Origin of the sequence: Streptomyces sp. NPDC048590 (assembly GCF_043199535.1) — a bacterium.
Lineage (GTDB): Bacteria > Actinomycetota > Actinomycetes > Streptomycetales > Streptomycetaceae > Streptomyces.
This window is the reverse complement of the sequence record NZ_JBICWC010000004.1, coordinates 116,168-128,890: the sequence shown is the minus strand read 5'-3', so window position 1 is coordinate 128,890 and position 12,723 is coordinate 116,168. Positions and strand designations below refer to the sequence as shown.

Here is a 12,723-nt window from a genome sequence, read left to right as displayed (position 1 = left end):
GAAACGAGCGGGAGGAAGGGGCCGATGGCCGAGCAGGGGACCACCGCCGAGGGGGAGCGGCTGCGGCGCTGGCGCCTGGTGCTCGGCGCGGACGGAGCCGAGGGCACGGGACAGACGCTCACCGGGCGCGACGCGCGGATCGATGAGGCGATGGACGCGCTCTACGGCGAGAGCGGGCTCCCGGACCGGCGCGGGACCGGCAGGACGGCCGGGCTCGGGGCCTCGGCCCCGTCCGTGGCGCGGTGGCTGGGCGACATCCGTACGTACTTCCCGAGCCCCGTCGTCCAGGTCATGCAGCGCGACGCGATCGACCGGCTGGGGCTGGGAGCCCTGCTGATGGAGCCGGAGCTGCTGGAAGCCGTAGAACCGGACGTACACCTGGTCGGCACGCTGCTCTCCCTGGGCAGGGCCATGCCGGAGACGACGAAGGAGACGGCCCGGAAGGTCGTCCGCAAGGTCGTCGATGACCTGGAACGCCGACTGGCCACGCGTACCAGGACCACGCTCACCGGTGCGCTGGACCGCTCGGCGAGAGCACGCAGACCGCGCCCCCGGGACATCGACTGGGACCGGACGATCCGGGCCAACCTCGGCAACCACCTGGCCCTGCCGGGCGGCGGGAGCACGGTGGTCCCCGAGCGCCTCATCGGGTACGGGCGTGCGGACAGGTCGCTCACGAAGGAGGTCATCCTCTGCGTCGACCAGTCCGGGTCCATGGCCGCATCCGTGGTCCACGCCGCCGTCTTCGGCGCGGTGCTCGCCTCCGTACGGGCTCTGTCGACGCGGCTCGTCGTGTTCGACACGTCGGTCGTCGATCTCACCGACCAGCTCGACGACCCGGTCGACGTCCTGTTCGGCACACGGCTCGGCGGCGGCACGGACATCAACCGCGCGCTCGCCTACTGCCAGTCGAGGATCACCCGCCCGGCGGACACCGTCGTCGTCCTCGTCAGTGATCTGCACGAGGGAGGGATCCGCGACGAGATGGCCGCCCGGGCGGCGGCGATGACGGCGTCCGGGGTACGGCTCGTGGCCCTGCTGGCCCTCTCCGACGAGGGCACACCCTCCTACGACCGGGAGCACGCCGCGACGCTTGCGGCGCTCGGCGCACCGGCCTTCGCCTGCACCCCCGACCTCTTCCCGGAGGTCATGGCCGCCGCGCTGGAGAACCGGCCGCTGCCGGTGCCGGACACCGGCGTGTGATCCCGTTCCACGGTGCCGGGAGCCGTTCCGGTGACCCGTCGGCCGGGGTTTCGGGGCAACGCCGTCTCGTCCTTGACATCCGCGCCGTCGGCAGGGTCTGTGACTGTTATCACCGCTCAGGTGTGATCTGCAATTTAGGGTCCGGTGCGGCACGGGGGATAACCTGCCGGATGGACATGCCGCGTACCCGGTCACCGTGTGCGCCTCCCCTGTGACCGCGCAGTCACGTTGCCCTCGCGGCACGCCCACGCAGAAAACGAACCGCGAGACCACTAAAAGGGACGGACGCGCGTGGACCTGTTCGAGTACCAGGCGAGGGACCTCTTCGCCAAGCACGGTGTACCGGTGCTGGCCGGTGAAGTCATCGACACGCCTGAGGCAGCCCGCGAGGCGACCGAGCGGCTGGGCGGCAAGTCCGTCGTCAAGGCGCAGGTGAAGGTCGGCGGCCGCGGCAAGGCCGGCGGCGTGAAGCTGGCGGCGGACGCCGACGAGGCGGTCGCACGCGCGACCGACATCCTCGGCATGGACATCAAGGGCCACACGGTCCACAAGGTGATGATCGCCGAGCTGTCCCCGGAGATCGAGGCGGAGTACTACGTCTCGTACCTCCTCGACCGCACCAACCGCACCTTCCTCGCCATGGCGTCGGTGCAGGGCGGCATGGACATCGAGGAGGTCGCGGAGAAGACCCCCGAGGCCCTCGCGAAGGTCCCGGTCAACGCCGTCGACGGCGTCGACATCGCCAAGGCCCGCGAGATCGTCGCCCAGGCGAAGTTCCCCGCCGATGTGGCCGAGGGTGTCGCCGAGGCCATGGTGACCCTGTGGGACACCTTCGTCGCCGAGGACGCGCTCCTCGTCGAGGTCAACCCGCTGGTGAAGACCAAGGACGGCCGCATCCTGGCCCTGGACGGCAAGGTGTCTCTCGACGAGAACGCCGACTTCCGTCAGCCCGGCCACGAGGAGCTCGAGGACAAGGCAGCCGCCAACCCCCTCGAGGCCGCCGCCAAGGCCAAGAACCTCAACTACGTCAAGCTCGAGGGCGAGGTCGGCATCATCGGTAACGGTGCCGGTCTGGTCATGTCGACCCTGGACGTCGTCGCGTACGCCGGTGAGAAGCACGGCAACGTGAAGCCCGCCAACTTCCTCGACATCGGTGGCGGCGCCTCCGCAGAGGTCATGGCGAACGGCCTCGAGATCATCCTCGGCGACTCGGACGTCAAGTCCGTCTTCGTCAACGTCTTCGGCGGGATCACCGCCTGCGACGAGGTCGCCAACGGCATCGTCCAGGCCCTGGAGCTCCTCAAGTCCAAGGGCGAGGACGTCACCAAGCCGCTGGTCGTGCGCCTCGACGGCAACAACGCGGAGCTGGGTCGCAAGATCCTCTCCGACGCCAACCACCCGCTCGTTCAGCGTGTGGACACCATGGACGGCGCGGCCGACAAGGCCGCCGAGCTCGCCGCGGCTGCGAAGTAAGGGACGAGGGACTCCAACACCATGGCTATCTTCCTCACCAAGGACAGCAAGGTCATCGTCCAGGGGATGACCGGCGCCACGGGCATGAAGCACACCAAGCTCATGCTGGCCGACGGCACCAACATCGTCGGTGGCGTGAACCCGCGCAAGGCGGGCACCTCCGTCGACTTCGACGGCACCGAGGTACCCGTGTTCGGTTCCGTCGCCGAGGCGATGGAGAAGACCGGCGCCGACGTGTCCGTCCTCTTCGTGCCGCCGGCCTTCGCGAAGGCCGCCGTCGTCGAGGCGATCGACGCCGAGATCCCGCTGGCCGTCGTGATCACCGAGGGCATCGCGGTCCACGACTCGGCCGCCTTCTGGGCGTACGCCGGCTCGAAGGGCAACAAGACCCGGATCATCGGTCCGAACTGCCCCGGCCTGATCACCCCCGGCCAGTCCAACGCCGGCATCATCCCGGGCGACATCACCAAGCCCGGCCGCATCGGTCTCGTGTCCAAGTCGGGCACGCTGACCTACCAGATGATGTACGAGCTCCGCGACATCGGCTTCTCGTCCGCCGTCGGCATCGGTGGCGACCCGGTCATCGGCACCACGCACATCGACGCCCTCGCGGCGTTCGAGGCGGACCCCGAGACCGACCTCATCGTGATGATCGGTGAGATCGGTGGCGACGCCGAGGAGCGTGCCGCCGACTACATCGCGAAGAACGTCACGAAGCCGGTCGTCGGCTACGTCGCGGGCTTCACCGCCCCGGAGGGCAAGACCATGGGCCACGCCGGCGCCATCGTCTCCGGCTCGTCGGGCACCGCCGCCGCCAAGAAGGAGGCCCTCGAGGCCGCCGGCGTGAAGGTCGGCAAGACGCCGACCGAGACCGCCAAGCTGGCGCGCGAGATCCTGGGCGGCTGACGCCGCAGGATTCACGGCCGCATCGCGTGAACGGCGCGGGCCCTCCCTCTGTCCTTGTGACAGGGCGAGGGCCCGCGCCGTTCACGTTCCTGCCAGGGTGCCCGTCAGGGGATCTGCGGGACCAGGCGTTCCGGGCCGTGCACGAGCTTCTCCCGCAGGGACTTCTGCAGCTTCAGATCCTGAGGCGTCAGCCGCTCCGGCCCGCTCAGAGGCGGAACTCCGCCCACCCGGTGGGGAGGTGAGAGCGGCTGCTCGTAATGCGTGGGCGCCGTGTGCAGCGTGAAGCCGGTGGCCCCGATCAGCAGGACGCCGAAGCAGATCGCGGCCCGCGTCCAGAGTTCCGCGACACGCTCGCTCCCCCTGCGTACCGAGGGTGCGGGCGGAGGATCGGGCACGTGCTCGGTCAGCGCGAGCGCCCCGAGCCGCTCCTGGAACAGCGCGGTCCGTGCCGCGGGATCGGTCGCACGGCCCAGCTCCGGGAACACGTCGGTGACGGCGGCCCGTGCGTTCAGCAGCCGGCTCGCAGCGGCGAGCGTGCTGGCCTCGGTCTCGGCGGCCGTCTCCGGCAGGCCGAGCCCCACTCCGTCGTGGAGCAGCAGGGTGCGACGGTTCACGGGGGGCAGCGCGAGCAGAGTGCCGAGCAGCGCCTGCCGCGCCGGGTCCTGAGGCGGCGGGTCGGGCCGGCGGTGGGACCGGCGCCACCCGTGCCAGGGTGACATCGCGTATGCGTAGGAGGCCGCGCGGACCCAGCCTGCGGGGTCGCGGTCCGTGGCCACCTCCGGCCAGCGCTGCCAGGCGACACGGAAGGCGTGCTCGACGGCTTCCCGTGAGAGTTTCCGGCGGCCCGTCAGCAGATACATCTGGCGCGTCAGACCGGACGCGGTGCGGTCGTACAGGGCGTCGAACGCGGTCTCGGCGGTGAGAGCCTGCCGGGACCGGGGGACGCCCGGTGGTCCGTCGGGCGGGGAGCCGTCCTCGTCGTCGATGCGGGTGTCCAGGGCGACGCCGCCGGCTTCCGTGCCGGTGTCCGCCGCACCGACCGGGTCCGGTACGTCGGCCGTGCCGCCCGTGTGCGCGTCCGACGCGGTGCCGGGCGCGGTGCCGGTGGGCCCGGGGGGTGTCGGTCCGCTCGTGTCGGGCTCCTCCTGCGACCGGGGCGCGACGCCGTCCCCGGCGCAGCCGATCAGCCTGGCGTAGGCGTCGCGGCGCCGGCCCCGGGGGTCGGTGCGCCCAGCCTCCCAGGCGCGGACGGTCGCGGGTCTGACCCCCACGGCCGACGCCACCTGTTCCTCACTCAGTGCTCTGGCCTCGCGCAGCCTGCGGCGCTCCTTCGGGGGAGGCAGCGGGGTGGCGGGGACCGGGCCGGTGGTGCGCCGCGTCATCTCCTGCCTCCGTTCCCTGGGGCACCGCAATGGGTGAAAAAGTACATAAACATATATTGGGCGACACAGCGGCTGTTGGCCCGTTACACGAAATTGGCGCGTGTCGTTGGCAGCATGGCGGAGTGACCCAAGTGACCGAGTGCAGCCCGATGTTGCCGGCTGAGCGGAGCAGGACCACCGCACTGGCCTCCGCCTTCGTGCGAGGGGTGCTCGCGGCGGGGCTCGGCCTCGGGGCGCTGGCAGTCCTGGTCATGCTGCTGTGGATCACCTCCCCCTACCCCGACAGCGGGCCCGGCGGGGCGCTGCACGTGGCGACCGGCCTCTGGCTGCTCGCCCATGGCGCCGAGCTGGTCAGGGCGGACACGGTGGGCGGACATCCCGTCCCCGTGGCGACCGTTCCGCTGCTGCTCGTCGCGCTCCCCGCGTGGCTGCTGCACCGGGCGGGCCGGGACTCCGCGGAGCCCGACACGGAGGCCGCGGGCACCCGGTCGGCGATCGGGGCGTTCTGCGCGGTGAGTGCCGGATATCTGCTGGTGGCGCTGGCCTCGGTGGCGTACGCGCAGGGCGGCGCGCTGCCCGCGGACCGTGCCACCGTCGGCTTCCCGCTCTCGTTCGTGGTGACCGGTGCCGCCGCGTCGGGTGTGTGGGCGGCGCGCGGGCACACCTTCGCCCCGCTGCTGGTGTGGGCGCCGTTGAGGCTTCAGGAGGCCGCCGCCCGGCCGCGGTTCAGATCGGGGGCGGCGGTGACCGTGAGGTCGGCCGCGGCGGGTGTGCTGACGCTGCTCGGCGGTGGAGCGCTGGTCGTCGCCGTGGCGCTGGCGTGGCATTCGGGGGCGGCCAGGGAGTCGTTCCTCGGCCTGGCCGACGACTGGTCCGGCCGGATCTCCGTGCTTCTGCTGGCGGCGGCCCTGGTGCCGAACGCGGCGATGTGGGGCGCCGCGTACGGCCTCGGGCCGGGGTTCGCCCTCGGCTCGGCGTCGACGGCGAACCCGCTCGCCTTCACCGGGCCCCCCGCCCTCCCCGACTTCCCGCTGCTCGCCGCTGTGCCCTCCCACGGAGCCGGCACCGGGGCGAACTGGGCCGCCGTCGCGATTCCCGTCGTGGCCGGTCTCACGGTCGCCCGGTTCGTCTCGCGCGGCGCGGCCCCGGCGCCCGACGCGCGCGAGGAGGCGTGGAGTCAGGGGCGGACCGCGCTGGTCGCGGGGCTGGCGGCCCTCGGTACGGGAGTGGGTGCGGCGGTGCTGGCCGCGGCTTCGGGCGGACCCATGGGCAACGGGGCGCTGGCGGAATTCGGCCCCGTGTGGTGGCTGGTGGGTCCGGCCGCGGCCGGATGGACGGCAGTCATCGGTGTGCCGGCAGCGCTGCTCCTCAGGGCGTGGCGGCTGCGGGAGCACCGGTGGGGGTGGCGATGGGAGAGGGCCGCCGGCGACCTGGCGCCGTCGGAAGCGGTACCGCTGCCGGACCGCACGGCCGACCCGGACCAGGGCGGAAACACGGAGCGGCCCGTGGTGGGGATCGGGCCGATGGGTGAGGAGGCCGAGGCGTACGACTTCCTGGCGGCCGACCCGTGGCACGGGGAAGGGGCCCGGGAGGCGCGTTGGGCGGCGCTCAAGAAGAACTCGGGCGGACTCATGGCCGGGTTCCCCGCGCATCCGGTATCCCGGCCCCTCCCCGAGCCCGCGAAGGCAGCGGGGGGCGCGAAGACGGCCGCGCCCGCGAAGACGGTGGCGCCCGCGAGGCCGGCTGAGCGCACCGGGCCCGCCGAGCCCGTGGACGTCGTCGTACCTTCCGGTGCGGCCGGGCCGGCGCCGGTGCCCGGTACCTCCCGCGCGGCTGCCGGGGACACCGGTACCCCGGCCGCCCCCGAGGCGTCCTCCTCGTCGGCCCCGGAAGGCGGCGGGCCGGAGGGGACAGGGCCGAAGGGTGCCCCGGAAAAGCAGGACGACCGGGTTCCGGATGCCGAGGAGCATCAGGAACCCGGTCGAGAGGCCTCTCCGTAAGGGCCGTACCCGTACAGCTGTGCCCGGAGGTTACTTCCGGACGCCGAAGAAGGGCTCCAGCGGGTCGGGCAGCTTGTCGTTGCAGGAGAGGGCGCCGGTCTTGGTCAGGGCGTCGTTCACGCAGGTGTAGTAGTCGCGGTAGACCAGCTGGACCGTGTAACCGGTGGCCACGATCGCCAGCGCCAGCAGGGCTGTCACCAGGCCGCTGACGGCCGCCGTCGTCTGCTGGCGCTTGCTGACCTGAGGGGCTGCGGGTGCATGGCCGGCCGCCGGGGGAGTGGCGGGGCGGTCAGGGGCGCCGGAGGTCGCGGCCGGCGCGGCGTCGGTGGTCCGGGGCTTCTGGGGAGCGCCACGGAGCGAACTGATCGCCCAGTACACGGAGAGCGCGCCCAGGAGCATCGCGATCTCGGGGAGGTCGAAAAGGGCGAAGAAGAACGCCCACATGCCGCCGAGCACCGCGTAGCGGGCGCGGCGCTGGACGGGGTCGGTCGGGTCCCAGCGCAGACCACCGGGATTTCCCTCGGGGCCGCCGCCCTGGCCGCCCTGCCCCGTGCCGCCCGGACGGCCGCCGAAGCCGCCGCTCTGGCGGCCGGGCTGCTGGTCGCTCCACCCGCCGCCCCAGACGGGGCGGTCGTCCCTGCCGTCACCGTTGCCGCCGTCGCCCTGGTTTCCCGGCGTGTGAGAGGGATGGCGGGGCTGCCACGGCTGGTCGGGCCGGTCCTCGGGCGGTGCCGCGAAGGGGTTGTCTTCGGACGGGCCGGACGAGGACCCGCGTCGGCCCGACGGCCCGGAGGTGGACCCGGATGCCCGGGAGGAGTCGGAGCCTGACGGGGAGCCCGAGCCCGAGCCCGACGAGGATTCCGGCGATGAGGACTGGCGTTCCCGCATCAGCGTGGATGCCCGCTCGGGCAGCGGGTGGCCAAGGGCGGTGCGGAGGCGGTCCGGCATGTGGTGAACGTCTTCCCCATCTCGTCATTTCCGCCCGGGGGCGGTTCCCTGTCCCCAGACGCTACCTCCCGGTCGCGCCCCCGTCCCGTGGGGGCCGCCGGGTGTGCCGGTATCGTTGCTGACGGTCGGACCGTTCGTAGAGTTCCCCGTATCACGGGACGGACTGCTTTCGTACGACCATACAAACGCACCTCCTGTACATCGCGTACCCGCTCCATCACGCGAGAAAGGGCCCTGCCGTGGCCTCCCCGCCCCTCTCCGCCGCTCCCGCCCGTGTGGTCGTACTGGTCTCCGGATCGGGCACGAATCTCCAGGCGCTCCTCGACGCGATCGGTGACGATCCCGAGGGGTACGGAGCCCGGATCGTCGCGGTCGGCGCAGACCGCCACGGCACCCTCGGCGCCGAGCGCGCCGAGCGCGCCGGGCTCCCCACCTTCGTGTGCAAGGTCGGCGAGTACGAGAGCCGTGACGCGTGGGACGAGGCGCTGACCGCCGCGGTGGCCGAGCACCGGCCGGACCTCGTCGTGTCGGCGGGCTTCATGAAGATCGTGGGCAAGCACTTCCTCGCACGGTTCGGCGGCCGGGTCGTCAACACCCACCCCGCCCTGCTCCCCAGCTTTCCCGGTGCCCACGGAGTTCGCGACGCGCTCGCGTACGGCGTGAAGGTGACCGGGTGCACCGTCCACTTCGTCGACGACGGCGTCGACACCGGTCCGATCATCGCGCAGGGCGTGGTCGAGGTGACCGAAGAGGGAACGGAGGAGGGCGAAGCCGCCCTCCACGAACGCATCAAGGAAGTCGAGCGCAAGCTGCTCGTCGAGGCCGTGGGGCGTCTCGCCCGTGACGGCTATCGCATTGAGGGACGAAAGGTTCATCTCGGTCATGTCGGTGAATAAGCCCATCCGCCGCGCCCTGGTCAGTGTCTACGACAAGACGGGGCTCGAAGACCTCGCCCGCGGTCTGCACGAGGCGGGTGTCGAGCTGGTGTCCACCGGCTCCACCGCCGGGAAGATCGCGGCCGCCGGCGTGCCGGTCAGCAAGGTCGAGGAGCTCACCGGCTTCCCCGAGTGCCTGGACGGGCGCGTCAAGACGCTGCACCCCCGCGTCCACGCCGGCATCCTCGCCGACCTGCGACTGGACGCCCACCGCGAGCAGCTCGCCGAGCTGGGTGTGGAGCCCTTCGACCTCGTGGTCGTCAACCTCTACCCCTTCAAGGCGACCGTCGCCTCCGGCGCCTCCGACGACGAGTGCGTCGAGCAGATCGACATCGGCGGCCCGTCGATGGTCCGCGCCGCCGCCAAGAACCACCCGTCCGTGGCGGTCGTCACCAGCCCGGAGCGTTACGCCGACGTCCTCGCCGCGGTCAAGGACGGCGGATTCGACCTGACCGCCCGCAAGCGGCTCGCGGCCGAGGCCTTCCAGCACACCGCCGCCTACGACGTGGCCGTCGCCTCCTGGTTCGCGGACGACTACGCGGCCGCCGACGACTCGGGCCTGCCCGAGTTCCTCGGTGACACCTACGCGCGCACGAACGTCCTGCGCTACGGCGAGAACCCGCACCAGCCGGCCGCGCTGTACACCTCCGGCGAGGGCGGTCTCGCGGAGGCCGAGCAGCTGCATGGCAAGGAGATGTCCTACAACAACTACACGGACACCGACGCCGCCCGTCGCGCCGCTTACGACCACGACGAGCCGTGTGTCGCGATCATCAAGCACGCGAACCCGTGCGGCATCGCCATCGCCGACGACGTGGCGACGGCGCACCGCAACGCGCACGCCTGCGACCCGCTCTCCGCGTTCGGCGGTGTCATCGCCGTCAACCGTCCGGTGACCGTCGAGATGGCCGAGCAGGTCGCGGAGATCTTCACCGAGGTCATCGTCGCCCCGGCGTACGAGGACGGCGCGGTCGAGATCCTCGCCCGCAAGAAGAACATCCGGGTGCTGCGCTGCCCCGAGGCGCCGGCCGCCGCGCTCGAGGTGAAGCCGATCGACGGCGGCGCGCTGCTCCAGGTCGCCGACCGCCTCCAGGCCGACGGCGACGACCCGGCCAACTGGACCCTCGCCACCGGCGAGGCGCTCTCCGCGGAGGAGCTCAGGGAGCTCGCCTTCGCCTGGAAGGCGAGCCGCGCGGTGAAGTCGAACGCCATCCTGCTCGCCAAGGACGGCGCCTCGGTGGGCGTGGGCATGGGCCAGGTCAACCGTGTCGACTCCGCCAAGCTGGCCGTCGAGCGGGCCGGCGAGGAGCGGGCCCGGGGTTCGTACGCCGCGTCCGACGCCTTCTTCCCCTTCCCCGACGGTCTGGAGATCCTGACCGCCGCCGGCATCAAGGCCGTCGCCCAGCCGGGCGGGTCCGTCCGTGACGAGCTGGTCGTCGAGGCCGCGAAGAAGGCCGGCGTGACCATGTACTTCACCGGTACGCGCCACTTCTTCCACTGACGCTTCCGGTTCCCGGCGTACCACCGCAGGCCGCACCCGCCCGGGTGCGGCCTGCGGTGCGTTCCGGAACGGGTGCGCGGTGTCTACCGGCGTACGGAAACCGGTCGTTCCTCTGTTCTAATGAATGGCCCTGTCGGCCCCAGGCGGGTGGGACGGGTACGACCGGCAGAGACCACCGAGGGATTCCGTTGCGGGGGCATCGTGCTTGACCTGAACCACAGCGAGACCGAGGCGCCTGAGGACCAGGCGTCCGGGACGGCCGGGGGCATGGAGCATCCGGCGCCCCTGCGCCCGTACCTGATCGCGGCGGCCGTGCTGTGCGCGCTCTACTTCCTCTACGGGTACCTGCGCTTCAGCCACTTCGAGTCGCCCTCCTGGGACCTGGGGATCTTCGAGCAGGAGGTGCGGGCCTACGCCGGCTTCGACGCCCCGGTCGTCGACATCAAGGGCCCCGGCTTCCTCATACTCGGCGACCACTTCAGCCCGCTGGTCGCCCTGCTCGTCCCGCTCTACTGGATCTGGCCCTCCGCGGTCGCCCTGCTGTTCGCGCAGGCCGCGCTCTTCGCCGCCTCCGCCGTCGTCGTCGGCCGCACCGTGCAGCAGATGCTGGGCGGCCGCTCCGGTCTCTGCGTCACCGTCGCGTACGGGCTCTCCTGGGGCCTCCAGGAAGCGGTGAAGGCCGACTTCCACGAGATAGCCCTCGCCGTCCCGCTGCTGGCCCTGGTCTGCCGCGCCCTGCTCATGGAGCGGTGGCGGGCCGTCGTCCTCTGGTCGCTTCCGCTGGTCCTGGTCAAGGAGGACCTCGGGGTCACCGTGGCGCTCGTGGGCGTGCTGCTCGCGCTGTACGGGCGCCGGGTCCAGGGCTTCCTGCTGGCGGCCTTCGGGGTGTTCGCCTTCGCCCTGACCGTGCTGGTGCTCATACCCGCGGCCAGCAGCGCGGGCACGTACGACTACTGGAAGAAGATCGACGAGAACGGAGGCCAGGAGGTCTCCCTGCTCGACTCCGTACTCGGCGTGTTCAACTCCGAGGTCAAGCTGGAGATGCTGGTCTTCCTCGTCGGGATCACGGCCTTCATGGCGCTCCGCTCACCCCTGGTCCTCCTCGTGCTGCCCACGCTCGGATGGCGTCTGCTCTCCCAGGACTCCAACCACTGGGGCATGGTCTGGCACTACAGCGCGATCCTGATGCCGGTGGTCTTCCTGGCCATGGCCGACGGCGTCCGCCGCAGCCAGGGATCGAAGCGCGGCTGGCTCGTCGCCTACGCGAACGTCGCCGTCCCCATGGCGGCCGCCGTCGCGATCGCCCTCACCCAGCACCTTCCCCTGCGCGAACTCCTGCGCCCCGAGACCTACCGCACGGACGCCCGTACCCAGGCCGCCGAGCAGGCCCTCGACGCCATCCCGGTGGGTTCGCGCGTGGAGACGGACATCACGCTGATGGCGCACCTCACCGGGGACCGCACGGTCTACTGGGTGGGCGGGGCCCCGGGCACCGCCCCCGACGTCGTCGCGATCAATCTGGACTTCGGCTGGTCGCGGCCGATCGACGACCCGGTGAAGTACGCCGAGCAGCTGCACCCGGAGGCGAAGTACCGGGTCACCCGCCGGGCGGGGTCCTTCGTCGTCATGGAGCGGACCACGCCCGTGCCCGGAAAGGGCTGAAGGCCGCACACCCGCGGATGAGCGGGTGTAGCGGCCTTCGTTCGTACCCCGCGTCCGGAGGTGGCCTCAGCGCACTGCGTCAGTGGCGCGGACGCTGGAACCACTGGGCGCCGTCCTGCTTGGCGCAGAACACGATGACCATGATGCCCAGCGCGATGCTGATGAGGGCGAAGATGTTCGTCGTCAGCAGGCTGATGACGCTGAACAGCGTGACGAACGAGCCGTAGACGATCGCCGAGATGCGGATGCCGTTGCCTCCGGAGGAGAACTTGGCGGCGGTCAGGATCGCCCAGAGCGCGATCCCGAGGGTCACGATGCCGAGGACGACGAAGATGCCCATGCTGAGGTTGGCCACGTCCTGGCTGCTGGACGAGCCGTAGGAGGACTCGGCGTCGGAGAGCTGATCGCTCAGCCAGGCGCCCCCGACGATCATCACGATGGCGCCGATGACCTGGAAACCGCCGAGGACGTAGAGCATGATGCGGGCGGCCTTCACTCCGCCCGGCATGCTCTCCGGCCCGCCCGGGTAGCCGTAGCCGCCCGGGACCGGAGGTGCCTGCGGGTAGCCGTAGCCCTGCTGGGGAACGCCCTGGGGCGCCTGCTGGGGGTAGCCGTAGCCCGGCTGCCCGCCCTGCTGCTGCTGGCCGTAGGGGTTGTTGGGGTCGCCGAAGCTCATGGCGAGATTCCTCCGTTGCGAAAATGCGGGGACGACG

The 12,723-nt window shown here is 71.7% G+C and carries 10 protein-coding genes; 7 read left to right on the top strand and 3 right to left on the bottom strand.

Annotation, left to right across the window (positions count from 1 at the left end; all coding sequences use genetic code 11):
• Positions 1-24: 24 nt before the first annotated feature.
• The 3 genes from ACGFNN_RS12790 to sucD all read left to right on the top strand — a co-directional run bounded on the left by ACGFNN_RS12790 (position 25) and on the right by sucD (position 3,582).
• Positions 25-1,203, top strand: a complete 1,179-nt coding sequence (locus ACGFNN_RS12790; protein WP_393555312.1) for a VWA domain-containing protein — start codon at positions 25-27, stop codon at positions 1,201-1,203.
• A 291-nt stretch (positions 1,204-1,494) separates the two neighbouring features.
• Entirely contained in the window at positions 1,495-2,676 is a 1,182-nt protein-coding gene (gene sucC / locus ACGFNN_RS12785; protein ID WP_362538653.1) for an ADP-forming succinate--CoA ligase subunit beta, read from the top strand.
• Between the two features lie 21 nt (positions 2,677-2,697).
• On the top strand, positions 2,698-3,582 hold the full coding sequence (gene sucD, locus ACGFNN_RS12780) for a succinate--CoA ligase subunit alpha (protein WP_356737463.1): 885 nt from the start codon (positions 2,698-2,700) through the stop codon (positions 3,580-3,582).
• A 104-nt stretch (positions 3,583-3,686) separates the two neighbouring features.
• Here the strand turns inward: sucD and ACGFNN_RS12775 are convergent, their stop codons facing one another.
• Positions 3,687-4,964, bottom strand: a complete 1,278-nt coding sequence (locus ACGFNN_RS12775; RefSeq protein ID WP_393555309.1) for a helix-turn-helix domain-containing protein — start codon at positions 4,962-4,964, stop codon at positions 3,687-3,689.
• A gap of 149 nt (positions 4,965-5,113) precedes the next feature.
• Between ACGFNN_RS12775 and ACGFNN_RS12770 the strand changes: the two genes are divergently transcribed.
• On the top strand, positions 5,114-6,964 hold the full coding sequence (locus tag ACGFNN_RS12770; protein WP_393556216.1) for a DUF6350 family protein: 1,851 nt from the start codon (positions 5,114-5,116) through the stop codon (positions 6,962-6,964).
• A gap of 30 nt (positions 6,965-6,994) precedes the next feature.
• On the opposite strand, the gene ACGFNN_RS12765 is transcribed toward ACGFNN_RS12770, so the two are convergent.
• Positions 6,995-7,912, bottom strand: coding sequence for a hypothetical protein (locus tag ACGFNN_RS12765; protein ID WP_393555307.1), 918 nt, complete (start codon positions 7,910-7,912; stop codon positions 6,995-6,997).
• A 239-nt stretch (positions 7,913-8,151) separates the two neighbouring features.
• On the opposite strand from ACGFNN_RS12765, the gene purN reads away from it, so the two are divergent.
• The 3 genes from purN (at position 8,152) to ACGFNN_RS12750 (ending at position 12,010) form a co-directional block, all read left to right on the top strand.
• Positions 8,152-8,808, top strand: coding sequence for a phosphoribosylglycinamide formyltransferase (gene purN, locus ACGFNN_RS12760; RefSeq protein ID WP_362538659.1), 657 nt, complete (start codon positions 8,152-8,154; stop codon positions 8,806-8,808).
• Positions 8,795-10,348: a bifunctional phosphoribosylaminoimidazolecarboxamide formyltransferase/IMP cyclohydrolase gene (gene purH, locus ACGFNN_RS12755; RefSeq protein ID WP_393555305.1), complete on the top strand. Its 1,554-nt coding sequence runs from the start codon at positions 8,795-8,797 to the stop codon at positions 10,346-10,348. Before purN ends, purH begins: the two co-directional genes overlap by 14 nt.
• A 120-nt stretch (positions 10,349-10,468) precedes the next feature.
• Complete coding sequence (locus ACGFNN_RS12750) at positions 10,469-12,010, top strand: DUF2079 domain-containing protein (protein ID WP_393555303.1); 1,542 nt, start codon at positions 10,469-10,471, stop codon at positions 12,008-12,010.
• A 79-nt stretch (positions 12,011-12,089) separates the two neighbouring features.
• On the opposite strand, the gene ACGFNN_RS12745 is transcribed toward ACGFNN_RS12750, so the two are convergent.
• Positions 12,090-12,686 (bottom strand): hypothetical protein, encoded by a 597-nt coding sequence (locus ACGFNN_RS12745; protein WP_393555301.1) that lies wholly within the window; start codon positions 12,684-12,686, stop codon positions 12,090-12,092.
• Positions 12,687-12,723: the final 37 nt, after the last annotated feature.

Excerpts from the sequence above, each read along its gene's own strand:
- ACGFNN_RS12775 (WP_393555309.1), bottom strand. The coding sequence starts at position 4,964 with ATGACGCGGCGCACCACCGGCCCGGTCCCCGCCACCCCGCTGCCTCCC.
- ACGFNN_RS12790 (WP_393555312.1), top strand. The coding sequence starts at position 25 with ATGGCCGAGCAGGGGACCACCGCCGAGGGGGAGCGGCTGCGGCGCTGG.
- ACGFNN_RS12750 (WP_393555303.1), top strand. The coding sequence starts at position 10,469 with ATGAATGGCCCTGTCGGCCCCAGGCGGGTGGGACGGGTACGACCGGCA.
- ACGFNN_RS12765 (WP_393555307.1), bottom strand. The coding sequence starts at position 7,912 with ATGCCGGACCGCCTCCGCACCGCCCTTGGCCACCCGCTGCCCGAGCGG.
- sucD (WP_356737463.1), top strand. The coding sequence starts at position 2,698 with ATGGCTATCTTCCTCACCAAGGACAGCAAGGTCATCGTCCAGGGGATG.
- purH (WP_393555305.1), top strand. The coding sequence starts at position 8,795 with ATGTCGGTGAATAAGCCCATCCGCCGCGCCCTGGTCAGTGTCTACGAC.
- ACGFNN_RS12745 (WP_393555301.1), bottom strand. The coding sequence starts at position 12,686 with ATGAGCTTCGGCGACCCCAACAACCCCTACGGCCAGCAGCAGCAGGGC.
- ACGFNN_RS12770 (WP_393556216.1), top strand. The coding sequence starts at position 5,114 with ATGTTGCCGGCTGAGCGGAGCAGGACCACCGCACTGGCCTCCGCCTTC.